Source organism: Cytobacillus pseudoceanisediminis, from assembly GCF_023516215.1.
GTDB lineage: Bacteria > Bacillota > Bacilli > Bacillales > Cytobacillaceae > Cytobacillus > Cytobacillus pseudoceanisediminis.
Genome location: NZ_CP097349.1, coordinates 2,985,026 through 3,009,243, shown reverse-complemented (window position 1 = coordinate 3,009,243; position 24,218 = coordinate 2,985,026). Strand labels below are relative to the sequence as shown.

The 24,218-nt window shown below is 40.4% G+C and carries 22 protein-coding genes and 4 pseudogenes; 17 read left to right on the top strand and 9 right to left on the bottom strand.

All coding sequences use genetic code 11. The annotated features are described in order from the left end of the window. Positions 1–20: 20 nt before the first annotated feature. The 4 genes from M5V91_RS16165 to M5V91_RS16150 all read left to right on the top strand — a co-directional run bounded on the left by M5V91_RS16165 (position 21) and on the right by M5V91_RS16150 (position 3,578). On the top strand, positions 21–176 hold the full coding sequence (locus M5V91_RS16165; protein WP_019383459.1) for a DUF1540 domain-containing protein: 156 nt from the start codon (positions 21–23) through the stop codon (positions 174–176). A 157-nt stretch (positions 177–333) separates the two neighbouring features. Beyond that, complete coding sequence (locus tag M5V91_RS16160) at positions 334–1,800, top strand: protein adenylyltransferase SelO (RefSeq protein ID WP_009335768.1); 1,467 nt, start codon at positions 334–336, stop codon at positions 1,798–1,800. A 154-nt stretch (positions 1,801–1,954) separates the two neighbouring features. Beyond that, positions 1,955–2,797, top strand: a complete 843-nt coding sequence (locus M5V91_RS16155) for an SPL family radical SAM protein (protein ID WP_374940683.1) — start codon at positions 1,955–1,957, stop codon at positions 2,795–2,797. A 28-nt stretch (positions 2,798–2,825) separates the two neighbouring features. After that, entirely contained in the window at positions 2,826–3,578 is a 753-nt protein-coding gene (locus tag M5V91_RS16150; RefSeq protein WP_009335770.1) for an AAA family ATPase, read from the top strand. Between the two features lie 41 nt (positions 3,579–3,619). Here the strand turns inward: M5V91_RS16150 and M5V91_RS16145 are convergent, their stop codons facing one another. The 4 genes from M5V91_RS16145 to M5V91_RS16130 form a co-directional block, all read right to left on the bottom strand. Further along, on the bottom strand, positions 3,620–4,036 hold the full coding sequence (locus M5V91_RS16145) for a VOC family protein (protein ID WP_019383461.1): 417 nt from the start codon (positions 4,034–4,036) through the stop codon (positions 3,620–3,622). A 94-nt stretch (positions 4,037–4,130) separates the two neighbouring features. Further along, positions 4,131–4,433, bottom strand: a complete 303-nt coding sequence (locus M5V91_RS16140; protein ID WP_019383462.1) for a DUF5634 family protein — start codon at positions 4,431–4,433, stop codon at positions 4,131–4,133. Positions 4,434–4,520: 87 nt separating this feature from the next. Further along, entirely contained in the window at positions 4,521–4,961 is a 441-nt protein-coding gene (locus M5V91_RS16135; protein WP_019383463.1) for a MarR family winged helix-turn-helix transcriptional regulator, read from the bottom strand. Between the two features lie 27 nt (positions 4,962–4,988). Continuing rightward, a complete protein-coding gene (locus M5V91_RS16130; RefSeq protein WP_217025737.1) occupies positions 4,989–5,465 on the bottom strand; it encodes a glutathione peroxidase in 477 nt (158 codons plus the stop codon). A gap of 144 nt (positions 5,466–5,609) precedes the next feature. Between M5V91_RS16130 and M5V91_RS30530 the strand changes: the two are divergent. The 4 genes and pseudogenes from M5V91_RS30530 (at position 5,610) to hemG (ending at position 9,390) form a co-directional block, all read left to right on the top strand. Continuing rightward, a pseudogene (locus M5V91_RS30530) lies at positions 5,610–6,460 on the top strand (DUF1835 domain-containing protein). Beyond that, positions 6,352–6,624, top strand: a complete 273-nt coding sequence (locus M5V91_RS16115; RefSeq protein ID WP_369425885.1) for a DUF3658 domain-containing protein — start codon at positions 6,352–6,354, stop codon at positions 6,622–6,624. Before M5V91_RS30530 ends, M5V91_RS16115 begins: the two are co-directional and overlap by 109 nt. 175 nt (positions 6,625–6,799) lie before the next feature. Continuing rightward, positions 6,800–7,861, top strand: coding sequence for a C45 family autoproteolytic acyltransferase/hydrolase (locus M5V91_RS16110; protein ID WP_251173956.1), 1,062 nt, complete (start codon positions 6,800–6,802; stop codon positions 7,859–7,861). A gap of 144 nt (positions 7,862–8,005) precedes the next feature. Then, a pseudogene (gene hemG / locus M5V91_RS16105) lies at positions 8,006–9,390 on the top strand (protoporphyrinogen oxidase). 37 nt (positions 9,391–9,427) lie between these two features. Here hemG and M5V91_RS16100 read toward each other — a convergent pair. After that, positions 9,428–9,652 (bottom strand): hypothetical protein, encoded by a 225-nt coding sequence (locus M5V91_RS16100; RefSeq protein ID WP_009335778.1) that lies wholly within the window; start codon positions 9,650–9,652, stop codon positions 9,428–9,430. A gap of 115 nt (positions 9,653–9,767) precedes the next feature. Between M5V91_RS16100 and M5V91_RS16095 the strand changes: the two genes are divergently transcribed. From M5V91_RS16095 to M5V91_RS16055, 9 genes and pseudogenes are all read left to right on the top strand, one after another. Next, positions 9,768–10,133, top strand: a complete 366-nt coding sequence (locus tag M5V91_RS16095; protein ID WP_009335779.1) for a DUF488 domain-containing protein — start codon at positions 9,768–9,770, stop codon at positions 10,131–10,133. Positions 10,134–10,262: 129 nt separating this feature from the next. Further along, positions 10,263–11,771, top strand: coding sequence for an amidohydrolase family protein (locus M5V91_RS16090; protein ID WP_251173954.1), 1,509 nt, complete (start codon positions 10,263–10,265; stop codon positions 11,769–11,771). Next, on the top strand, positions 11,768–13,240 hold the full coding sequence (locus tag M5V91_RS16085; RefSeq protein WP_251173953.1) for an amidohydrolase family protein: 1,473 nt from the start codon (positions 11,768–11,770) through the stop codon (positions 13,238–13,240). Before M5V91_RS16090 ends, M5V91_RS16085 begins: the two co-directional genes overlap by 4 nt. Before the next feature lie 141 nt (positions 13,241–13,381). Beyond that, entirely contained in the window at positions 13,382–14,929 is a 1,548-nt protein-coding gene (locus M5V91_RS16080; RefSeq protein WP_251174139.1) for a glutathione ABC transporter substrate-binding protein, read from the top strand. A gap of 72 nt (positions 14,930–15,001) precedes the next feature. Next, positions 15,002–16,237: an amidohydrolase gene (locus tag M5V91_RS16075; RefSeq protein ID WP_071155917.1), complete on the top strand. Its 1,236-nt coding sequence runs from the start codon at positions 15,002–15,004 to the stop codon at positions 16,235–16,237. A 133-nt stretch (positions 16,238–16,370) separates the two neighbouring features. Beyond that, positions 16,371–17,762 (top strand): allantoinase AllB, encoded by a 1,392-nt coding sequence (gene allB, locus M5V91_RS16070; protein ID WP_019383471.1) that lies wholly within the window; start codon positions 16,371–16,373, stop codon positions 17,760–17,762. Positions 17,763–17,805: 43 nt separating this feature from the next. Then, positions 17,806–19,067: pseudogene (gene allC / locus M5V91_RS16065) on the top strand (allantoate deiminase). A gap of 24 nt (positions 19,068–19,091) precedes the next feature. Continuing rightward, positions 19,092–19,856 carry a (S)-ureidoglycine aminohydrolase gene (gene allE / locus M5V91_RS16060; RefSeq protein ID WP_009335786.1) on the top strand — a complete coding sequence of 255 codons (765 nt, stop codon included), beginning with the start codon at positions 19,092–19,094 and terminating at the stop codon, positions 19,854–19,856. A gap of 26 nt (positions 19,857–19,882) precedes the next feature. Next, entirely contained in the window at positions 19,883–20,251 is a 369-nt protein-coding gene (locus M5V91_RS16055) for a cupin domain-containing protein (protein WP_251173950.1), read from the top strand. Positions 20,252–20,572: 321 nt separating this feature from the next. Here the strand turns inward: M5V91_RS16055 and M5V91_RS16050 are convergent, their stop codons facing one another. The 4 genes and pseudogenes from M5V91_RS16050 to M5V91_RS16035 all read right to left on the bottom strand — a co-directional run bounded on the left by M5V91_RS16050 (position 20,573) and on the right by M5V91_RS16035 (position 24,217). After that, entirely contained in the window at positions 20,573–21,673 is a 1,101-nt protein-coding gene (locus M5V91_RS16050; protein ID WP_284521339.1) for an SLC5/6 family protein, read from the bottom strand. Beyond that, entirely contained in the window at positions 21,670–22,362 is a 693-nt protein-coding gene (locus tag M5V91_RS16045; RefSeq protein WP_251173948.1) for a response regulator transcription factor, read from the bottom strand. The genes M5V91_RS16050 and M5V91_RS16045 overlap by 4 nt, the downstream gene beginning before the upstream one ends. Continuing rightward, positions 22,359–23,129: a sensor histidine kinase gene (locus M5V91_RS16040; RefSeq protein ID WP_009335790.1), complete on the bottom strand. Its 771-nt coding sequence runs from the start codon at positions 23,127–23,129 to the stop codon at positions 22,359–22,361. Before M5V91_RS16040 ends, M5V91_RS16045 begins: the two co-directional genes overlap by 4 nt. Positions 23,130–23,222: 93 nt before the next feature. Beyond that, positions 23,223–24,217, bottom strand: a pseudogene (locus M5V91_RS16035) (ABC transporter ATP-binding protein). Position 24,218: the final 1 nt, after the last annotated feature.

The window sequence follows — 24,218 nt, the reverse complement described above, 5'->3', positions numbered from 1 at the left end:
CCAAAAGGAGGTGGCCAAGAATGGAAGTAGAAGTTTTATGTAATGTTGAGAACTGCAAGTATTGGGCTGAAGGTGATAAGTGCGTTGCCGACTCTATTTATGTGATTGGCCAAAATGGCCGAGAAGCTGATGATGTAGAGGAAACAGCCTGTAAAACGTTTGAGCATCGTGAATAAGATTGAGTAGGCCTGACTGCTGGAGAATTTTAACGATCCCGGCCGTCAGGTTTTTTTACATACAAAAAGAGAAGATTATTAAGACCGCTATGTTTCTCCGGAAAGGGTATAATAAATGAAAATGACACTAAATCCATGCAGACAGGAAGGAGATAGAATGACGACTATTAATGAAACCGGATGGAATTTTGATAATAGCTATTCACGGCTGCCGCAGACATTCTTTTCAAAAGTAAAGCCAAATCCTGTACAATCACCTGAGCTGGTGATCCTTAACGAGCCACTGGCGAAATTTTTGGGACTAAACATTGATGCATTGACAAGCGAAACTGGCATTGAGGTACTTTCTGGCTCTCGAGTTCCAAAAGACGCTGAACCTCTTGCTCAGGCTTATGCAGGGCATCAGTTTGGACACTTTAATATGCTTGGAGATGGCCGGGCCATGCTGATCGGCGAGCAGATAACTCCTGAGGATAAACGGGTGGACATTCAGCTGAAGGGCTCCGGCAGAACTCCGTTTTCACGCGGGGGAGATGGGCGGGCGGCTCTAGGCCCGATGCTCCGAGAATTCATTATCAGCGAAGCCATGTATGCTCTGGGAATTCCCACTACCCGCAGTCTGGCAGTTGTAACAACAGGTGAAGCGATTATCCGGGAAACTGAGCTTCCAGGTGCTGTACTGACAAGAGTGGCTGATAGCCATATACGGGTGGGCACTTTTCAATATGCGGCAAATTGGAGGCCGGCTGATGAGCTTAAAACACTGGCAGATTACACGATTCAGCGCCACTACCCAGAAATTAAAGGCGATGAAAATCCTTACAAGACACTCTTGCAGAAAGTGATCAAACGTCAGGCTGCACTCATTGCGAAATGGCAGCTAACAGGTTTTATCCATGGAGTCATGAACACCGACAATATGACAATTAGCGGAGAAACCATCGATTATGGTCCGTGCGCCTTTATGGATAAGTATGACTTGGCAACCGTATTTAGTTCCATTGACAGAGAAGGCCGGTATGCCTATGGAAATCAGCCTTATATAGGCGGATGGAATCTGGCAAGGTTTGCTGAAACCCTCTTGCCCCTGCTGCATGAAAATGAGGAAGATGCTGTAAATATAGCCCAGGATGCAATTTCGGAATACAATAAAATTTATCAAAACCATTGGCTTGCAGGGATGAGGGCAAAACTCGGATTTTTTAATGAAGAAGCACAAGATGAAGCCCTATTTACCAGCCTTCTAAAGATGATGCAGAAGTCTGGAGCAGATTATACAAACACCTTCCGTTTATTAACATTAGACAAGCCTGAGGAAACTTCGATATTTGATGATCAAGAATTTGCAAACTGGCATGGACAATGGCAGGAAAGGCTGAACAGGCAAAAGGAATCGAAAGAAGCAGTGAATGAATTAATGAGGAAGAGCAACCCATCCGTCATCCCCCGGAATCACAGAGTTGAAGAAGCTCTTGAAGCAGCTGTTACCAAAGGGGATTACAGCGTGATGAAAAAGCTTCTTGCAGCACTGAAGGATCCTTATGCCTATACAATAGAACAGGAAGAATACTGCAAGCTGCCAGAGCCATCCGGCATGCCATATCGAACATTTTGCGGAACTTAATATAGAGAAATGAACAATTAGAGCGTTGGCTGTAATTTTGCAAAGCCTGGCCCCATTAGTGGGGCAGGCATTTTTTATTTAAGCAGTTAGTGCTTTATTGTTGACTTCAGGAAATCACGGTGTTATTTTTAAGACAGAACATACATTCGATTTGGTGATTATCCTGAATATACATCTTGAAGAAATCATATCAAAAAGTATCTTAACACCTGCCAAAGGTGCAATTGACAACTTTACTCATTCATTGAACCCCTATGCGGGCTGTGCCTTTGGCTGCAAATATTGCTACGTTAGGGAGCTTCCTGTTTCCATTTTTCGTGAAGAGGAATGGGGTGCGTGGATTGATATAAAATCAAATGCGGCCGAACTTTTGGAGAAAGAATTGGTTAAAGCTAAAAAGAGGGGAAAAGTTGCTTTATTTATGTCCTCTTCCACAGACCCTTACCAGCCGATTGAATATGCCTCAAAACTGACAAGAAGTTTATTGGAAGTTATGCTTAAAAATCAGCCTGACTTTTTACATGTACAAACCCGTTCTCCTATGGTGAAGCGGGATATTGATTTATTTCAGCAATTCGGAGATAGTATCAGAATCTCCATGACAATCGAGACAGACAAAGAAGAAGTCAGAAAGGCATTTGCACCAGCGGCCCCTCCCATCCCGGCAAGAATGGCTGCACTAAAAGACATAAAAGATGCAGGAATTATAACTCAAGCAACAATAGCCCCGTTACTGCCTTGTTCAAGAGAATTTCCTGCAAAACTTAAGTCTATTGCAAATCGAGTTACAATTGACGATTTTTGGATGGGGGATGGAAGCGGCGGACGCAGGACTGAGAGACTTGGAATCCGCAAGATCTTTGATGAGCTTGGTTTGGAGAAATGGTATAGTCCATCTGCATATAAAGTGGTTCTTAAAATGCTGGACCGGGAATTTCAAGATGCACCCATTCAATTAGGTGTATCCAAGGCTGGCTTCAGCCCTGATGGCAAATAGCTGACTATAAAATATATGAGGTATTTTTATGGATCTATTAAGTTCACATTATGTAAGAGGTATTAGCCTTAAAAGAGAAGAAATTCCTTCCTTCAATCAGTATCCCTTCAACCTTCCCAGCTTGAAAACCATGGATGAGGTGCCTTTCCACCCGAAAGTAACCTTTCTGATTGGAGAGAATGGAATGGGAAAGTCGACACTGCTCGAGGCAGTAGCGGTTGCACTAGGATTTAATGCAGAAGGCGGATCTTTCAATTTTAACTTTTCAACCTTCGATTCGCATTCTGTGCTGGGAGATTATCTCAAGGTGATAAAAGGCATAGATAGGCCGTCTGATGGTTTTTTTCTAAGGGCAGAGAGTTTCTATAATGTCGCTTCTAATATTGAGGAAATGGATCGGGAAGGTGGCGCACCAAAAGTAATCGACTCCTTTGGAGGCCGTTCTTTACATGAGCAATCTCATGGAGAAGCGTTTTTCTCTACGTTTCTTCACCGGTTTCGCGGCAATGGGATTTACATCCTGGACGAGCCGGAGGCAGCACTTTCTCCTTTGCGGCAAATGTCCATGCTGACAAGAATTCATGATTTGGTCAGGGAACACTCACAATTTATTATCGCTACACATTCTCCGATCATTATGGCCTATCCGGAGGCAGCGATATATGAATTCAGCGAGGAAGGCATTTCAGAAAAGAAGCTGGAGGAAACGAATCATTACCGCATCATGAAACAATTCTTTGATGATAAGAAAAGGATGCTTCATCATTTGCTGGATGAATAATAAAAATGGAGGCCTCATGCCTCCATTTTTGTCTATGTATCTTATTCACTTTCGTGGCTGAACATCCAGTTTACACCAAATTTATCTGTTAACTGGCCAAAGCTCTTGCTCCAGAAAGTTTCCTGCAGCTCCATTGTTACTGTGCCGCCTGCCTGCAGATTGTTAAAATACTTTCTCAGCTTATCCAGGTCATTAATGACAACTGCGAGATTAATGTTATTTCCTACTGTAAATGGCATACCGGGAAAAGTATCTGAAAACATAACATTACTGCCGCATATGTTAAGGCTTGAATGCATGACCAAATTCTTTGCTTCCTCTGGAAGAGGATATTCAGGATTTTGCGGTGATTCACCAAAAGTTGAAATCTCAGGCATTTCCAGTTCAAAAGCCTTTACATAAAATTCAATTGCTTCACGTGTATTTCCCTCGAAATTAAGATAGGCATTAACAGCCATCCCTTTCACTCCTTCCTAATACAATTCCATTATAGACAAAATATTCTAAATTTAATATAGCTCAAAAGTCAAAAAGTGAAAATCAGGACAATTTTTATAATTCCTGAAGTGCTTGATCTACATTATTGAAGCCTCTTCGGTCAATGCTATCTGGTTCATCCGATTCAATTGTCCACTCATTTTCTGCAGGAGTTAATCCGCCATTACCATCTTTAATGAATGGACTATGTACGTGATAAGTTTTCCCTGCCTTTTTCACCGTGTATCCTATATAGCAATGATGATCCTGGCCTTCTTCCTCGAAAATACCAATATCATCGATTTCATATTTGTCTAAATATGACTGAAATGGCTCCTGCAATGCACTGATAATTTGCTCTCTTGGTAAAAACTCCATGACGTATGCTCCCTTCCGATTATCTATCCCTTAATATGGCTTTTTTTGCAGGGATTAAACACGGAACTGTGAAAAGAGTACTCCGCATCAGCGAAGTACTCTGCTCCTTAACTTAAATTTAAGTTTTCCGAGAAGCTCCATAAGCTCTTCATATTCTTCCAGCTGAATGCTGCAAGCCTGAATGGCCTCTCCGACATTTTGGGTGATAACCTCTTTTTCTTTGCGTGCTTTTTCCTCGAGGAAGATATACACCTTGCGTTCATCAGCTTTGGAACGCTCTTTTCGAAGCCAGCCATTAGAAATCATTCTGGAGATCATAGGTGTGAGTGTCCCCGTGCCAAGATTTAGTCTTTCTCCAAGCTCCTTTGCTGTCACGCCATCCTTTTCCCAAAGTGCCAGAAGTACCAGATATTGGGGATAGGTTAAGCCAAATGGCTGAAGGGCACTTGTATACAGTTTTGTAAATTCGCCTGCTGTTTCATAAACAGCAAAGCATAGCTGTTTGTCCAGTGTAAAAAAGTCTTTCACATAATCACCTGATTCTAATCTCTAGCATTACAATAATTTCGTCAAATCATCCTCGATTTTTCCTGGTTCAGTTGTAGGTGCATACCGTTCTACAACCTGGCCATTCCGGTCCACAAGAAATTTAGTAAAGTTCCACTTAATGTTTTTAGACAGAATTCCCTTTTTCTGTTCTTTTAGATAAGCAAATAATGGATCCGTATTGTCACCATTTACATCAATTTTAGCGAAGATCGGAAAGGATACACCATAATTAAGCTGGCAGAACTCAGTTGTTTCCTCAATATTATCGAATTCCTGGTTATTGAACTGATCACAAGGAAACCCAAGAATTTCAACGCCGCTGTCTTTATACTTTTCATAAAGCTCCTGCAGTCCTTTGAATTGGGGTGTTAATCCGCATTTGCTGGCTGTGTTTACAATAATCAGAGGCTTGCCTTCATATTCTTTCAAAGATTTCAATTCACCAGTTGTTTTTTTGACTTCAAAATCATAAACCGTTGTCATTAGGATACCTCCTACTTTTAATCGTGTACGATTTAATCTTAAGCGATCTAAACTCCTTTTGTAAACAAATCAGCTTTTTATGAAACTACCATTAAGTTTATTCGTAGAAAAGGTAGGTTTCAATTTCATTTACAAAGGGTGATCATGATGATGGACGAATTACGGGAAGCGATTGAGAAACTCCCGGAGAGGGGAGCGAAGAGCTATTTATTCCACATATTGCTTCGGGTTCACTTATTGAATAACAGTGTTGATTCCCAGGAAGAGATACTCGAACTGCTAAATGATATTCAAAAAAGGATACTCTTTTATTCTCAAGAAAGAAAATTGGAGCGGGAATATGAAACATACCATATTGTGTGCGGAGAATCACCGGCAGGCGCTTTAAAGGTTGGGCTTAGTAAAGAAAATAAGGTCATTGGCTATCCTGATTTTTTTAGTAACGGACCTCTCTGGAAGCTGCATGAAGAAGAGGGCAGAAAAAGCGATTAGAATGGCTGATGGATCACATTAATATGCATGAAGATTACCTGGAAATGAGATATGAAAGAAAAGTAGCTAAAGCACTTGAAGAGATAGATTCTATTCCAGCGGGAAAACCGATCGTTATCTGGACAGCTGACAATGCAGATGAACAAACTGGTTTACGGTATTTCCTTCACTTATTAAGAAACAAAGAAAATAATGTGCATGTTATTAATACTGCTCAGTCATATAAGGAGCTTTTCCCTGCGAAAAAGCATCAATCCATTTTAAGGCACTCAGGCGAAGCAGCTCCTGAGAAGCTGAAGATGATGCTGGAAAAACACTTAGGAAGCCCTTTATCTGCAGAAGAAAAAGTAGGTTTGTATCTGATTGGCAGTCCCTCTCCAAAACAAGGGAAGTATTGCGTATATGGGAAGATAATGAAATACATAGTGTACCAGAGAGTTATTTTGATGAATCTATCATCGAGTCAGCCAAAAAGCTGCATAAAAGCAACAAAGGTTTTATAAAATCAGCCAGATTAATTGGTGAAGTGATTGGGCATCTGGATGAGCCAATTGGTGATGGCTTTGCAGAGTATAGAGTAAGATCCTTAATTTATAACGGAATATTAGCCATAAAAGGAATTCCGAAAAGTATGAGGTATTATAGCATTAAACTGAAAGAATTTTAGATGAATCCGGTTTTTCACCGTAATCAATTATCCCTGTCCACCGTGTGTTAGTATTATTTCGGTCTAGCAGCAGTCCGGTACTTGAAGTGAATTAATATCTAAAAGCCATCTGCTGGAATTTCATGCAGGCTTCATTTATTCTTAATAAAAGAAACGAATAGAAGAGGGATTTATCTTGAAAAAGATTTACAGTGATATAATTCAATTCCGTGGAACCCACTTTGATTTTGGTTTCATGCAGGGAGAACTTATAAAGGATTCTCTTTCTGTGAAAAATCGGGAGGATCAATGGAAGGTAAGAAAGCCGCGATTTTCAATAAATGAAGCAGAAGTGAAAAAAGCGATTACAAGGTTTGCCCCTGGTATTTGGGATGAACTGCTTGGGATACGGGAAGCATTGCAATGGCCGATGGAGCGGGTTATGCAGGAGTTTGGCGGCTATCGCCTCGATTATGTCCGCTCGGGCTGTTCCATCCTTACAGGGGCTGATTACCTGATCCGCAATTATGATTACCATCCGAAAACCTATGAGGGGCGCTATACTTTTTATCAGCCAACAGATCAGGGATATGCGATGATTGGCCCCAGCCAGAGGGTGACCGGGCGGATGGATGGCATGAACGAAAAAGGACTTGCGATTGGATATAATTTTATGAATCGGAAAAAGCCTGCTGATGGCTTTATCTGCTGTATGATCGGCCGCCTGATTTTGGAGGCATGTGCAAATGTGGAAGAAGCGGTTGAGATGCTAAAGGAAATACCGCACCGTCATTCCTTTACATATGTGGTGCATGATACAAGCGGAGAGACTTATGCAGTGGAAACATCTCCGAGAGGTGTACAGGTCCGTCAGACAACTGCCTGCACAAACCATTTTGAAATCATGAAGGATGAAAATCGCAACCATCTAGCTGACAGCCTGCGCAGGCTGGATGTCATGAAAAGCCATCAGGGTGAGCGATTAGATGCACATGATGCTTTCCGCCTCTTGAATGATAGCGATAAAGGCGTTTTCTCGGATCTTTATGGAAGCTGGGCCGGGACGATTCATACATCCGCCTATTTGCCGGGGGAGATGAAGGCCTGGTTTGCGCTCGGCGGCGACAGAGAGCCGAGTATTTTTGATTTTGGGCATTGGCTCGATGGACAGGATATTGAAATGAATAGAATCACTGGTGAAGTTGATACGGACATTCCTTTTTTGCATATGGATGAACAGGCGAATTGGTTCAGGTAATAATGAAACGGAGAGATGTGTTCTCCGTTTTTTCCTTTTTTGAAAAAATAAATTCATCATTTGTACAAACCATCACATTCTTTCATCACTTCATGTTATGGTACACTTTATATATGAATTGGATGTAAACTGAGGTGCATACGAGTGAAAACAGTATTGGTCATAGGCGGCGGTGTAACAGGATTGTCCGCTATGTATGAACTGAATAAGTGGAAAAAAGAAAATGATCAGGATATAAGGCTTGTACTGGCAGAATCAGCAGAACAGCTTGGCGGGAAAATCCGCACTGTCAGGGAAGGCGGATTTGTAATAGAAGCGGGAGCTGATTCGATTGTTGCCCGTAAAGCGAATGCGATGAACTTTATCCAGGAGCTGGGGCTGGAGGAAGACGTTGTCTACAATGCTGCGGGGCGGTCTTATATATACAGTGATGGTGAGCTGAAGCTGATACCGGCAGATTCTGTGTTTGGGATACCGGCCAGTGTTGAATCTCTTGCCAAATCTGCTCTTGTTTCAGCAGAAGGAAAGGTTGAAGCCCTGAAAGATTTTTATACGAAAAATGATAGATTTACAAAAAACGATTCCATCGGCGATTTCCTGGAGCATTTTTTCGGAAAAGAACTGGTGGAAAAGCAAATTGCGCCTGTTCTTTCAGGTGTATATTCCGGAAATCTCAGTGACTTAACCATTGCTTCGACTCTTCCGCAGGTGTTTGATTATAAAGAAAAATACGGCAGCATCATTAAAGGTTTTGAAGAAAATAAAAAGGTGTTCCAGAGCGGAGGGGAAAGAAGTTCCTCTCCTTTAAAAAAGGTCTGGATGGATTAATAGATGCTTATGAGGAGAAATTGGATGAATCAGAAATATTTAAAAACACGAAGGCAGTTAAAATAGAGAAAAGTGATCGTAAATATATAGTCGATTTCTCGAATGGCGAAACCCTGGAGGCCGATCATGTGGTGCTGAGCATTCCGCATAATGCCGCTGCAGCGCTGTTCGATCATGAGGAGCTGAAGGCGGAATTCGAACTTTTGAAGAACAGTTCCTTAATCTCTATCTATCTTGCTTATGATATTCCAGACAGCGAGCTGCCTGAAGACGGGACAGGCTTCATCACTGCAAATACGGATGAATTGACCTGCAATGCCTGTACATGGACAAGCCGTAAATGGGAGCATACCTCAGAAAGCGGTAATCTGCTTGTTAGATTATTTTATAAAAGCAGCCATCCGGCCTTTGCATCTCTAAAGGAAATGAACGATGAAGATTTGCTGCAGACGGCTTTGGCCGATATTGAAAAAAGCCTTGGCATTACATCTGTTCCCGCTGCCAGTGAAGTGACGAAATGGACTGAAAAAATGCCAAACTATTTGATATCCCATCCGCAGACAGTAGCTGCACTTGAAAACAGGCTGGACCAGGAATACCCTGGAATATGGCTTGCAGGCTGCTCCTATTATGGTGTAGGAATTCCAGATTGCATCGAAAATGGGGCAGAAACTGCCAGAAAAATTATTGATCGTATATAAACCAAAATCCCCTTCTGCTAAAGATGGGGATTTTTTCTTATATGATTTTTGTATGATCCTTAGGACCTTCAATTTTCATTTGCTCAAGCTCGAGCTTCATTTTTTCTGTTTCAAGCAGAAAGTTTTCCTGCTTCAGCTTTTCCAGGGTGATTTCATCTTTTATCATATTGTGTTTAATTTTTGCCAGTCTTTGTGTATGAAAAGTCAGGATGGCGATGATGGGAATAGAGAAAGTCATCACTACAGCAATAGTACCTGTCAAATTCCTTGCACCTCACATTTAATTGAATTAGAAAATTTTGTATAATTTGTATTTGTATAAATTATAGCAAATGACAAGTGAGATAGAAACGCGAAAATAATCTGGTGGTGAAGAAATGGCTGAAATTACTATAAAAAGAGTATACGATCCGTATGAAGAGGCTGATGGATACCGGGTATTAGTGGATCGGCTGTGGCCGAGGGGAATTAAAAAAGAAGATGCACATTTATCAGCCTGGGAGAAAGAGGTTGCACCAAGCAGCGAGCTTAGAAAATCTTTTAATCATAAACCTGAACTTTTCGGTATATTTCGGGAAAAGTATCTCATTGAACTGCGCACACAGACAGACAAGATTCACAAGATGGAAGAACTGTACGAGATATCAAAGAAGCAAAAACTAACATTACTATATGCTGCAAAAGATACAGTAAATAATCATGCAATTGTATTATTAGAAGAATTATTAAGGAAGGTGAAATAGAAGCTTAACTTTATAGGAAGGAAAAAATAAAAAATAGGTAGAAATACTTTAAAAATAAGTAATAATTCTGAAAGTTAAGTGTTTTCTTTTTTCCTATACTTTAAGTTAAAAGAAGTGAGGGAGAAGGAAATGATTGATTTACTCCTGATTCATGGAACTGTCATTACTATGGATCAAAACAGGCGGATAATCACCGATGGAGCTGTTGCCATAAATGGAAGCAGGATCCTGGATGTGGATATGAGTGAGAAACTATTGGAAAAGTATGAGGCAAAAGAAGTGATAGATTGCAGCCATCATTGTATCCTGCCTGGATTAATAGATGTACATGGACATGGCGGCCATTCGATGTTTAAGACAATTGCAATGGAAAGCTTGGATTTTTGGATGCCAATTATGACGAATACGTATAAGCATTTTGTAACAGACGAATTCTGGTATTTTGAAGGAAAGCTTTCTGCACTTGAGCGCCTGAAGGCGGGCATAACAACAGGTGTATCTGTTCTTGGCTCAATGCCAAGGTCGGATGACCCGGTTTTTGCCATCAATCATGCAAGAGCCTATGCAGAAACTGGTGTCAGGGAGGTTGTTTGCACTGGTCCCTGCAATCCGCCATGGCCTCATTCATTCAGCAGGTGGATAGACGGTCAAAGAATTACTAAAGAAGTCACCTACGAGGAAGTGTTAAATGGTGCTGAAGCAGTAATTGAAGCTTTAAACCATGCCAATCAAGATCGGACAAGAGCATTTATTACTCCTTTCGTAATTGTTACATCAGTTGAACCATCTGGCCCAACTTCACCTGCGAAACTTCATCATTTAACAGAGCATGATTTATACCAAGCAAAGAAAGTCAGAGGAATTGCCAGAAAATATAATACAAGAATCCATTCTGATGCTTTTGGAGGCATGATTCACTTAGCAGTAAAAGATTGGGAGAATGCTCTTTTAGGTCCTGATGTTCATCTTCAGCATTGCCGTGGGATATCCTTTGATGAAGCGAAAATATTAGCTGAAACCGGAACAAATGTCAGTGCCTCTCCTGGATTCTCTCAAATTCATGCCCGCACACCGATGATAGAATTGATCGAGCTGGGAACAACAGTTGCTATATCAACAGATGGCACTTCACCATCCACTAGCTTTGACATGTTTCAAGCCATGAGAAAAACACAATTTATACATCAGGCAGCTCATAGAGATGAATATTGCTTACCTCCTGGAAAACTTCTGGAGATGGTTACGATTGATGCTGCAAAATGTATTGGATGGGATGATGAATTGGGCTCTCTTGAAGCGGGGAAAAAGGCGGATGTTATAACTGTCAATATGCATCAGCCGCACTTAACACCTGAGTTTATGCATATTCACCGGCTCGTCCATCAAGCTTATGCAACTGATGTGGGGCATGTTATCGTAGATGGCAGGGTCCTTATGAAAGACAGAGCAGTCTGCTCCGTTGATGAAAGATCAGTTTTGGCAGAAGCAAATGAAGAAGCTAACTCAACAATTAAGCGTGCAGGGCTTGAAAAATACATGAAGCAAACGAAATATTTTTGGGGTCACACACGAACCTATGGGGATGGTATGGATCATGATAAAGAATCTGATATTGGGGAGAAAGGGGAAAATCAATGAAGACCAGGCTAAAGGGGAAATATGTAATTGGATATGATGGAAAAGATCATGTCCTGATAGAAAATGCTGAGGTTGTATTTGAAAATGATACCATCATTTATGTTGGAAAAAGTTATTCGGGCCAAGCTGATAAAGTTATAGATGCCGGCAGCGCTATAATCAGTCCGGGATTCATTGACTTGAATGCATTAGGCGATATTGATCATGATATCTTGCATTTGGAGGCCAGTTCAGCAAGACAGAAAAATCTGCTTTGGTCAGAGAGGTATGTTAAGCAAGGGCACCATGAAATTATGACAGCTGAAGAAGAGGCTTTTAAATCTTTATATGCCTATTCACAGCTGATCCTTCATGGAATTACAACTGCTATGCCAATCACTTCTGTTCATTATAAAAAATGGGCAGAAACATATGAGGAGCTTGCTTCAGCAGCGAGGCATGCTGCTGACTTGGGACTGCGTATATACCTGGGTCCAAGCTATCAATCGGGGATAAGGGTCGTCCAGGCAGATGGCAATATAAAGATTCATTGGGATGAAGAAGCTGGAAGGCAAGGATTAAAAAGAGCTGTGCGCTTTTTGGAAGAGTTTGATGGTTCATTTAATGGTTTGGTCAGGGGAATGCTTGCCCCTGAGCGGATTGAAAGTCAAACGGAAGAAAGTCTTCTCCGTACAAAGCAATATAGTGATCACTATAAAGTTCCGATAAAATTGCATGCAGCCCAAGGTGATTTTGAATACCATACAATGATTGAGAAATATGGCGTAACGCCAATTAGGCATTTATATAATCTTGGATTTTTAGGATCCAGAACGGCGATTCCTCATGCCCACTTTATTGCTGGCTACAGTGGGGCAAAAATTGGTGGTGGAGATGATTTGTCACTGCTGAGGGAAACGGGCACAACTGTCATTCATTGCCCATTAATAATTGGAAGGCACGGACAGGCAATGGAATCCTTTGCAAAATATAAACAGTCAGGAATTAATTTAGCGTTAGGTACAGATACGTTTCCTCCGGACATGTTCCAGAATATCAGAACAGGGAGCATGCTTTCCCGGATCGTAAATAAAGAAGTTAAAGACTCAGCATACTCAGATCTTTACCGTGCTGCAACTTTAGGTGCTGCAAAGTTTCTGGGAAGAGAAGATTTGGGCCGTCTTTGTGCTGGCGCAAAAGCAGATATTATTGCAATTGATTTAGACGGATTCCATATGGGAGTATTAGATGATCCCTTAAGAACAGTGATTGCAAGCGGAACTGGAAGAGATGTAAAGTTATCCATTATCAATGGGAAAGTAGTCATGACAGACCGAAAAATACCCAACCTTGATTTAGAGGAATTAAAAGGAAAAGCGCAAGAATATTTTATGAAAATGAAAAAAGGTTATTTAAAAAGAGATTATCAGGAGCTTCCTGAGAATGAATTGATGCCGCCTTCTTTTAGGTTTGTTGATTCTATTGATTAGCAACGACGTTTTTTATAAGTAGTAGAAAAAGTTTAAAAACATGTAAAGAAAGTAGAAACAGATTAATCAGAATATTTTATATAATTAGACAAAGGCTTTAGAGCTGAAAAAGGGGGAGTGTAATTGAAAGTGAAAAAAAGAATGGGGTTAGTGATCTTAGCTCTGCTGATCGTGATCCTTATTTCAGGATGTTCGACTAAAAAGCAAGTTAACAGCAATCAGGACTCCAAGGGAACAGCATCTGAAAACGGCGAAACATTAGTTATAGCCCGGTTATCTGACGCAGAAAATTTAGATCATCATTTTATGTCGACGATCAATGCTGCCAGCGTTACACATAATAAAATTTATGAAGGTCTTGTTGGTCGGGATAAAAATGCCGAAATCAAGCCGCTGCTGGCTGAAAAGTGGGAACAATTAGATGAAACAACTTGGGAGTTCAAACTTAGAGAGAATGTTACATTCCACGATGGGACTGCATTTAATGCTGATGCAGTCAAAGCAACATTTGACCGGTTATTAGATCCGGAAGTTGCATCTCCAAGAGCTGTAGTATTCAAAATGGTTGAAGAAGTAAAAGCAGTTGATGAATTTACTGTTCAATTTAAACTATCAGAACCTTTTTCACCCTTACTATCCATATTGGCCAGTCATGAAGGCGGCATTATCTCACCAAAAACACTTGAGAAATATGGAAATAAAGTTATTGCAGAACCTGTAGGGACAGGTCCATTTGTATTTGAATCCTGGACTCCAGGTAAGGAAATTGTTTTTAACAAAAATGAAAAGTATTGGGGGACTCAATCTAAGCTGGAGAAAGTCATTTTTAAAATCGTCCCTGAAGAAACAACAAGGATATCTATGCTTGAAACAGGCGAAGCTCACATAGCCGAACCTTTATCCGTCACAATGATGGAAACGGTGGAAAACTCCAAAAATGCAGAAATATTCCGCAGTGAAGGATTTGGTACAGAATATATTGGGTTTAACGTTGAAAAGGAGCCATTCGATGATGCCCGAGTCCGCAAAGCTATTGGACATGCTGTTGAAATGGATTCTATCCTGGAAGGTGTATTTGAGAATGTTGGGAAAAAGTCCAATTCACTGCTTGGGCCAAAGGTATTTGGATATCATGAAAGCTTAGAAGCATATGAATATAATCTCAATGAGGCAAAAAGGCTTCTGGCCGAAGCAGGCTACCCAAATGGTTTTGGAACAACGTTGAAAACAATGGATAAGAAAGAATGGATCAATATGGCGGAAGTTCTTCAGTCTCAGCTGAAAGGGATAGGAATCAAACTGGACATTCAGGTATATGAATATGGGACATTTGTCGAACAAGTAAACCGCGGTGATTCCGAGATGTTTATTTTAAGCTGGAGAAATGCGACTGGAGATGCTGATTATAATCAATATAACCTTTTCCATAGCAGTTCACACGGCCCTGCCGGAAATACCTTCTTTTACAGCAATAAAGAAGTGGACGGCTTAATAGAAGCTGCACGGGCTGAAAAAGATTCGGATAAGCGGATGGAGTTCTATGCAAAAGCTCAGGAAATCGAAATGGAAGAATCTATCTATATTCCGGTTCGTGTAATTGAGAATATGGCTGCTATTTCAAAAGATGTAAAAGGCTTCTCTATAAGTCCATCTGGATACTTGGAGATCAATGACATTTCAATTAAATAAGACTCTAAGATAAGAGGGATATCCATTCTGGGTACCCTTTTATCTTGTCCGGGGCCGGAAAGGTGAATGAAAATGAATAATAGCTATTGGCTAAAGAATGTGCGTTTGGAATGCGGATACAAAAATGAGAATAATAGAGTGTCAGGTACTATAACAGATCGATTTCATTTATTAATAGAGGACGGCTGCATTGCAAAGATTACGAAGGACTTAGAGGCTTCATCTGATGATCTGCCTATAAAAGATGCAAAGGGACTGCTGCTATTGCCATCCTTTGTTGAAAAGCATGTCCATCTCGATAAAACCTATATGGGGGATAAGTGGAGGGCCTGCATCCCTGCATCGGGTGTTATAGAACGGTGTGAAATTGAAAAGAATGCATTGTTATCTATGTCTGCAAGTACCTATCAGCGATCAACAGCATTACTTAAGCAACTCATATCTTATGGATCAACTCACATTAGAACCCATGTGGATATATACCCTGAAGTCCAATTACAGAATTTAGCTGAAGTTCAGCAGGCATTGGAGGAATTTTCAAGCTATGCAAGCTCCGAGATTGTTGCCTTTGCCCAGCATGGCTTGCTGCGCTCAGGGACACCTCAGCTTATTAGAGAAGCTATTAGAAATGGTGCAGGAATTGTAGGTGCGGTCGATCCAGCTACCGTTGACAACAATATTGAAGCTTCGCTTGTTCAATTGATGGATCTAGCTGTAGAAGGCAATGCAGATATTGATTTGCATTTACATGATCCTGGTCACCTTGGTACCTTTACAATGAAAAGGCTGGCCTTTCTGACTAAGGAAGCTGGCTGGGAAGGAAGAGTAGCGATTAGCCATGCATTCGGCCTGGGTGATGTTTCAAGGGCAGAAGCCGCTGAAATGGCAGAAATTTTAAAAGACGCAAGTATATCGATCGTTACTAGCCTCCCGACTGGCCGGGCAATCCCGCCTGTTGATCTGTTAAGTGAGTGTGGAGTAGAGGTTGCTGTTGGAAACGATAATATTTTTGATTCCTGGTGGCCAACAGGCAATGGCGATATCCTGGAAAGAGCAGGCCGCTTAATTGAACGGTATAGATGGACAGATGAAAAGTCTCTTTCGCAAGCATTTAGATATATTACAGGGGGCAGAACACCGCTGGATCAGAAGGGAAACCAGATCTGGCCAACCCCTGGAGATGAAGCCAGCATGGTCCTTGTCGATGCAAGCTGTTCAGCAGAGGCTATGGCTAGAAGAGCGGAACGCCATGCAGTGTTCTACAAGGGGAATTTAGTTTGCGATAAAGCAGGGAAGAAAAGAAATTGAAGAAGTAAAGAAAGCTAAAAAATTAGTAAAAGAATCCGAAAAAAATAGTTCGATTTTTTTATACAATTTAATAAATCAGTTAATGAGGTTCCTCGAAATACAGAACAAGATTAAAAGTAACGGGGGAAATGCGATGATTTATGATTTGTTAATAAAAGGCGGCAAAGTGGTTCTTAAAAACGAGGTAGTTAACAATGATATTGCCATTATTAATGGAAAAATTGCAGCGATTGCGGAGACGATTGACCATGAAGCTGAGCTGATTATCGATGCCTCTGATCAATATGTCATGCCTGGAATGATCGATACTCATGTGCATGTTTGTGAGCCTGGCCGAACAGAGTGGGAAGGGTTTATAACTGGAACTAAAGCACTGGCAGCAGGAGGAACTACATGCTATGCGGATATGCCCTTGAATGCCCTTCCGGCTACGATAGACAGGCATACACTGCAATTAAAAGCAGAAGCAGCCAAGGGGAAGAATTATATTGATTATGCATTTTATGGCGGACTTGTTCCAGACAATCTTGAAAGACTCGAAGAGCTTTCAGATGAAGGAGTTATCGCCTATAAATGCTTTATGTCCACTTGTGGAACGGATAATCCCGATGATTTTTCTAATGTGGATGATTATACCCTTTTTGCGGGGATGAAAAAGATTGCTGAACTGGGTCAAATTTTGTCGATTCATGCGGAAAATGCCCAAATTACTGATCGATTAGGCGAAGAGTTAACCGCACAGGGCAGGACAGCAGCAGCAGATTATGTCTTTTCACGGCCTGTTTTAACAGAGGTTGAAGCAGTGAAACGCGCCCTTTATTTTGGAAAAGAAACGAAGTGCCCTATTCATTTTGTGCACATTAGCACCGCAGAAGCGGTAGAAGAAATTATGAAGGCCCGAAGCGCGGGTCAGGATGTCTCTCTTGAATCCTGTCCCCATTATTTTACGATATCAGCTGAACAGCTTGAGAAAATTGGCCCGGCTGCCAAATGTTCTCCTCCACTGCGAAGTATAGAGGAACAAGAAAGGCTTTGGAAAAAGTTAATAGAAGGCAAGATTGATATGTTAACATCTGATCATTCACCATGTCCGCCTGAAATGAAGCATAGTCCTTCAAATAATTTTTTCGAAGTGTGGGGAGGAATCACAGGGTGTCAAAACAGCGTTGATTTAATGTTTGATGAAGCGGTTTTGAAAAGAAAACTGCCAATCACTCATTTTGCAAGGATGATTTCTTCTAATCCCGCTGAACGTTTTAACATTCCCAATAAAGGAGAAATAGCAGTATCAATGGATGCAGATATCATCTTCATTGATGCTAATCGTTCCTATGTTGTTGAGGAGGAAGGCCTATATTATCGGCATAAGCATAGCCCATACATTGGAAGGATGATTAATTGCCGGATAACCAAAACCCTTGTCCGCGGCAAGATTGTATATGATTTGGATCAGGGGATTGTTGGGAAACCACTCGGAAAAGCCCTTAAGTTAAAAAATGGCAGGTCAACTTTGAATATGATCTGAAATTAAAAAGTCCGCAGAAAGATTATAGATAGGGGAACTGGGTATGACAGACTTAATCAATTTGCAGGGGAAACTTGAATATGAAAATTTAGCAAAAAATATTGTGAAAAGGCTTGAATGGCTGGGCTCATTTGCAAAGGACCCAGAAGGAGGAATTACCCGTCTTCTATATTCCCAACAATGGACGGACACTCAGCAAGCTTTGAAGAGATGGATGGAAACTGAGGGTTTGGAAGTAAAGTTTGATGAAGTTGGAAATCTCAGCGGAATACTAAAGGGGTAAATCAGACAGAAACCGTTTTAACTGGGTCGCATATTGATACCGTGAAAAATGGCGGGTTGTTTGACGGCCAATTTGGCATAGTAGCTGGGATACTGGCTTTAATTTATTTGAAAGATCATTATGGGACTCCAGAACGCAATCTCGAGGTTGTTTCACTGGCAGAAGAAGAAGGAAGCAGATTTCCTTATTGCTTTTGGGGTTCAAAGAATATTGCCGGATACGCATATAAAAAAGATGTTGAAAATCTTACAGATTCAAATGGAGTAATTTTTTCTGAAGCCATGGGTGAGGCGGGGTTCAGCTATAGGGATGAAACAAAATCTCCGCGGCAGGATTTGAAGGTATTCGTTGAAATCCACGTCGAACAGGGAAATGTCCTTGAAACTGAGAAAAAATCTGTTGGTATTGTGAAATGCATCGTTGGGCAAAGGCGTTTTACAATTGAAGTAAAAGGTCAAGCCAATCATGCTGGAACAACACCCATGGCATATCGAAAAGATGCTGTATATGCTGCCAGCCAAATGATACATGAAACACTAAATATGGCAAAGCAATATGGCGATCCGCTTGTAGCAACCGTTGGGAGGATTGATATTTCACCCAACACTGCAAATGTGGTGCCGGGAAAAGCTGCGTTTACTTTAGACCTGCGCCATATTGATAAAAATACGATGTCCCATTTTACTGAAAGATTTATAGAAAACATAAATGATATATCACGAGAGCATGGGGTTGAAACGGTCATTGAAAAATGGCTTGATACGGACCCGGTCCCAATGGATCCTGAAATTACAGAATTGATTGAAAAGAAGTGCAAGGAGAAAAATTTGAGCTATAAAGTAATGCATAGTGGTGCTGGCCATGATGCACAAATTTTTGCACCGTCCATTCCGGCGGCTATGCTTTTTGTGCCGAGCGAAAAGGGCATTAGCCATAACCCTGGTGAATATACTGCGCCTGCTGATTTAGCTGAGGGAGTTCAAGCACTGATCAGCACTTTATATGAACTGGCTTATAAATAATATTAATGAAAAGGGGAGTTATATATGGGTTATCCAAAAGATTTATTATCGAGCAGGTCTGTAATAGAACATGGAAAATATGCTTTAATTGCACCTGAAGGATTAGTGAACAATGTTATTCCTGGATTTCATCATTGCCATATTTCGATTTTAGGTTCTCCTAAGCTTGGGGCAAGCTTTGTCGACTATCATGTGACAATGAAAAAAGAAGGCGGAAATAAAGAAGGCTTTGGCGGACAGGAGGAAGTACAGACATTTGTTTACATACTGGAGGGGAAAATAAAAGCTTCAGCAGATGAAAAAGAATTTATCTTAGAGGAAAGCGGATACCTTTATTGTCCGCCGGGAGTGAAAATGTACTTAGAAAATATGAATGATGGGGATTCTAAGCTCTTCTTATACAAGCAGAAATATCGCCGTCTTGAAGGGAGAAAGCCCTGGGTTATATCAGGACATGCAAATAGAATAGAATTCAGGAACTACGATGATATGCATAATGTCAACATTAAAGATCTGTTGCCTGCTGATTTAGATTTTGATATGAATTTTCATATCCTTTCGTTCGATCCTGCTGCGAGCCACCCGTTTATTGAAACACATGTTCAGGAACACGGAGCATATATCCTTTCCGGAGAAGGGATGTATAATCTCGATAACAAGTGGATTCCAGTAAAAAAAGGCGATTATATTTTCATGGGCCCTTATGTTCACCAGGCAGCGTACGCTATAGGGAGAGAAAATTTAACATATATCTACTCAAAAGATTGCAATCGGGATGCGGAACTATAAAAAATTACAGGAGAGGAGAAATAGCGGTGCCAAACATACAGAAGATTATGGAAGAAAGAGTTTTTGAAATCGATAAAATAGCAAAGTTCGATTCAGATAAACCGCAAAAGAACTATTTTTATGAAACTGATAAAACGGCAGGAGCTGTCTGGTGTCTGGAACCTGGACAGGAGGTATACTTGCATTCTCACTCCAATGTTGATGATATATGGGTTTGTATGGAGGGAACAGGAACCTACTTTCCTGACTTGGAGAATGAAATTCAAATAGGTAAAGGCATGGTGATCCTTGCTAAGCCTAATCAGATTCATGGAATGCGCAATACCGGGAAGGACAGGTTTTTATTTGTTGGATTTGCAGCCGGGTCTTTGCCAATGGATATAACAAGATATTGACTTGCAGGCTGTAGTCTTTTAAAAAGTGTATCGCTCTCAGCCAGTTTTCTGGAAGAGAGCGATATGTATAATTAGATCCAATTTATGTTCATAACAAACAAGCACCCCGGCTAAACTTTCACAGTCAGCTTCGTTCTTAATAGATTGTAAATGAAATAACCTAAGCAAATTAAGCTGGACAGGGAAAAGCTGATCCAAATCGTAAGAAGATTTTCCATAATAGGCAAAGCTGCAAACCCCCGGCAGTCCCAATAATAGATGCAAGGGGAATAAGGGCAGGCAAGGTTTTACTGCCAAGGATAATATACAGCATGGGAACAATCATGGAAGCATAAGTATTACCGAAAAAAACAGCAGTTCGATAGGAGATGGAGGCAGGATACTAACTATAATAAGTAATAATAAACACATGGCTCCGGAAAACAGATAGGTGAATCCCCATTTTTCTTTATTGCTGAGGGGGCGAAGCATCCCGACGATATTTTTAATGATCAATGTGACAACAGCATGTAATTCTGCACTAATTGCAGATGAAATGGCACTGAAGCAAAACAGGACAAATAAAACAATAAGCAATGTTGAATTGATTTTTCCTATTAACTCAAATAACAAGGAATATATGGAATCATAGCTTCTTCCAAAAATAATAATCATGATCAAAGATGATAATGCAAGAGGAATAGTTGCCCAAATTAAACCCGCTAGTGTAAAAGTAATTCTCAGCTTTTCTTTTTTTATAATAAAAACTCTTTGCCATGAGGCACGATCAATAATTACTTGTCCAAAGCCAATTAAAATAGCTGTGAAAATAAACAAAATAGCTTCCGTGTTTTTAACGTAAAGGATGTATGGATGATATAATTTAATGCCTTCATAAACAGGATATACACCTTCCTGGATATAAAAGTAAACAGGGATGATGATGACAGCGCTGAATATGAGCACGACATTAATGCCTGCAAGCTGATGGATTCTTTGCATGCCCCCTGCTCCCCCAATAAAAAAACAAAACAATAAAAAGAAAACCATAACAGAAAAAACAGGCAGGGGAAAAATCATGTGCAGTAGGATTCCTGCCCCCATAGCTTGAACGAATATAGAATGGAAACTAATTACGAGAAGAATAAAAATCATGAACCAGTAACCGGGTGGAGTCAATCTTTTGCGCAATACATCACCTATCGTTTGCTGGTCATGAAACCGATCTCGAATCTTTTTTGCTAATATTCCAAATAAAATGAGTGCAAGAGCCCCCATAAGGGAATAGCCGATTCCTCCGGTTAACCCATACTTTATTAATGTTTCGGGAGATGAAAGAATGGTATTGCCTGTTACCCATCTTGACAAAAGACTCACAACACCAAAACCGATTCCCAGCTGAAATGCTCCGCCAATATAGTATTGAAAATCGGTTTTCTTCATTGTGAAGTCTCCTTCATGCGGTAATCCCTGGGTGATTGGCCAGTCATTTTCCGAAAGATTTGGCTAAAGTAGTGCTGACTGTTAAATCCGCACTTTTCTGAAATGGTGCTAATGCTTAATTCAGGGCTTTCAATCAGCATTTTTTGTGCCTGTTTTAATCGAAAGTCATTTAAGTATTCGGAAAAGCCCATTCCTACTTCCTCGTGAAATTTTCTGCTCAGATAAGCTGAATTGATATGAATTTTAGATGCTAAATAATTTAAAGTAAGCTTTTCATTGTATTCCTTTTGAATAATTTGCAAAGCCTTAACAATTTGCTCAGAGTAGCTGCCAATTCGTTCATACCTCCGCAAAACGCTCATTAACTCCTCTTCAATGACGGGCTTTGTAATATAATCAACTACTCCAAGCCTGAGTGATTTTTGAATATAATCAAAGTTTTGATAGGCTGTAACCATGATTAAGTCCATATCACCAGCTGCGGAAAGCTCCATAGCTAAATCTAACCCTGATTTGCCTGGGAGCTGAATATCAAGGAAAGCGAGAAAGATGTCGTGCTTTTTTATAATTTGAAGAGCTTGTGAGGCATCCTGAGCCTTAAAAAGAATCCAATTGGGAAATTTCTTTTTGATGAGATATTCCAGCTGTTCCAATTCTATAAGTTCATCATCTACAAGCAGAATATTCATTGCATCCTTTCTCCTTCCAATTTCTCTGACATAATAACGTGGGGGAATATAGCCAAAACTGCTGTTCCATCTCCCTGGTCTGTTAATTGCACAGAAGTTTCATCATTGGGAAATAATAGTTCAAGTCTTCTTTTTATATTCTCCAGCCCCACGCCGCCATCCTGGGGACTTGTTTCATAGCGCTCTAAAGAATTGTTCCACACTGAAACATGAATCGCTGATTCGATCTTTATTATTTTTATTTTTAATAAGGCCTCGCCAATATGTCTTTCAAAGGCATGCTTAAAAGCATTTTCCACAAGTGTTTGTATTAAAAAGGGAATGATAATGGCATTATTCACATGGTTGTCCAAATGAATTTCATAATGAAGACGATCTCTAAATCTTGTTTTCTGTATCTCCAGATAGTAATTAACATAAGTAAGCTCATCTTCAATTGATATGAAATTATTTAAAGTCCGATATTTAAATTTTAGCAGTTTTGAAAGGGTTTCAATGGACCGTATTAATTCTGCTTTACGGTCCAGCCTAGCTAGAGCCAGGATGGAGTTTAAGGTATTAAAAAAGAAATGCGGCTGGATTTCCTGGTTTAATTGATTGTATAAAGCTGTTTGAAGTTCACTTTCTAACGCTATTTCTCTTTTTTGCCTCTCAAGTAAATCAATTCTTTTTTCAAAAACAAATAAAAATAGCAGGGTAAAGGCTCCCGCCAGCGGAACCAGAACACAAAACATAATGTATATGGAGAATGATTCAATAGGCAGCATGTGGTTCGTTTCTCCTTAAGTATTAAAAAAGGGAGGTATAATAACCTATCCCTTTTTTAATATAACATTTTATACAAAATAGAGGTATTTGTATTAAACTGGAAGAGTTTCAGCGATATGACAGCTTACAAAGTGATTATTAACCAGCTCCCTAAGGGGAGGTTCCTCTTGCTTGCATTTTTCAACAGCAAAAGGACAGCGTGTATGAAACCTGCAGCCTCCAGGAGGATCAATCGGTGATGGAACATCTCCTTTTAATATGACGCGGTCCCTTTTTAAAGTTGGATCCGGAACTGGAATAGACGAGAGCAGTGCTTTTGTATACGGGTGAAGCGGAGAGTCGAACATTTCTTTTTCTCTGCAATCTCGACCACTTTTCCCAGATACATCACCATAACCCTGTCTGAAATATGCCTGACGACACTAAGGTCATGAGAGATAAAAAGGAAGGTCAATTTAAACTGCTTTTGCAGCTTCTTTAATAAATTGAGAATTTGTGCCTGGATAGATACATCCAGGGCAGATACAGCTTCATCACAAATGATTAATTTTGGATTAACGGCCAATGCTCTGGCGATTCCAATACGCTGGCGCTGGCCGCCGCTAAATTCATGCGGATATCTGTCAAGTGCTTCTGGAGGAAGTCCGACATAGCCAAGCAGTTCCAGCATTCTTTCCTTTCGCCTTGATTTTTCAACCACATTCTGAATGGCCATGGCTTCATTTAAAATTTGCTTCACCATTTGCCGGGGATTAAGAGAAGCAAAAGGATCTTGAAATATAACCTGCAAATCACCTCTAAGTTTTCTCATATCCTTTTTATTTAACGTTAAAATATTTTTCCCCATATAAAGAACCTTTCCGTCAGTAGGTTCATCAAGCCTTAAAATTGCACGTCCGGTTGTTGATTTCCCGCATCCGGACTCCCCAACTATACTTAATGTCTCACCTTCAAAAAGCTCAAATGAAATATCGTCTACCGCCTTTACATATGCCTTTGGCTTGAAGATAGAGTCTTTTTTAACCGGGAAATATTGTTTTAATCGATCTACATGCAAGATGATATTTTTTTCTGCTGTCGTTTCCACG

What these genes read in the sequence shown, in the direction of transcription:
- M5V91_RS16165 (WP_019383459.1), top strand. Translation starts at nt 21, where the DNA reads ATGGAAGTAGAAGTTTTATGTAATGTTGAGAACTGCAAGTATTGGGCT.
- allB (WP_019383471.1), top strand. Translation starts at nt 16,371, where the DNA reads ATGATTTATGATTTGTTAATAAAAGGCGGCAAAGTGGTTCTTAAAAAC.
- M5V91_RS16045 (WP_251173948.1), bottom strand. Translation starts at nt 22,362, where the DNA reads ATGAATATTCTGCTTGTAGATGATGAACTTATAGAATTGGAACAGCTG.
- M5V91_RS16040 (WP_009335790.1), bottom strand. Translation starts at nt 23,129, where the DNA reads ATGCTGCCTATTGAATCATTCTCCATATACATTATGTTTTGTGTTCTG.
- M5V91_RS16145 (WP_019383461.1), bottom strand. Translation starts at nt 4,036, where the DNA reads ATGGCTGTTAATGCCTATCTTAATTTCGAGGGAAATACACGTGAAGCA.
- allE (WP_009335786.1), top strand. Translation starts at nt 19,092, where the DNA reads ATGGGTTATCCAAAAGATTTATTATCGAGCAGGTCTGTAATAGAACAT.
- M5V91_RS16080 (WP_251174139.1), top strand. Translation starts at nt 13,382, where the DNA reads ATGGGGTTAGTGATCTTAGCTCTGCTGATCGTGATCCTTATTTCAGGA.
- M5V91_RS16090 (WP_251173954.1), top strand. Translation starts at nt 10,263, where the DNA reads ATGATTGATTTACTCCTGATTCATGGAACTGTCATTACTATGGATCAA.
- M5V91_RS16075 (WP_071155917.1), top strand. Translation starts at nt 15,002, where the DNA reads ATGAATAATAGCTATTGGCTAAAGAATGTGCGTTTGGAATGCGGATAC.
- M5V91_RS16140 (WP_019383462.1), bottom strand. Translation starts at nt 4,433, where the DNA reads ATGGAGTTTTTACCAAGAGAGCAAATTATCAGTGCATTGCAGGAGCCA.
- M5V91_RS16085 (WP_251173953.1), top strand. Translation starts at nt 11,768, where the DNA reads ATGAAGACCAGGCTAAAGGGGAAATATGTAATTGGATATGATGGAAAA.
- M5V91_RS16150 (WP_009335770.1), top strand. Translation starts at nt 2,826, where the DNA reads ATGGATCTATTAAGTTCACATTATGTAAGAGGTATTAGCCTTAAAAGA.
- M5V91_RS16130 (WP_217025737.1), bottom strand. Translation starts at nt 5,465, where the DNA reads ATGACAACGGTTTATGATTTTGAAGTCAAAAAAACAACTGGTGAATTG.
- M5V91_RS16160 (WP_009335768.1), top strand. Translation starts at nt 334, where the DNA reads ATGACGACTATTAATGAAACCGGATGGAATTTTGATAATAGCTATTCA.
- M5V91_RS16095 (WP_009335779.1), top strand. Translation starts at nt 9,768, where the DNA reads ATGGCTGAAATTACTATAAAAAGAGTATACGATCCGTATGAAGAGGCT.
- M5V91_RS16050 (WP_284521339.1), bottom strand. Translation starts at nt 21,673, where the DNA reads ATGAAGAAAACCGATTTTCAATACTATATTGGCGGAGCATTTCAGCTG.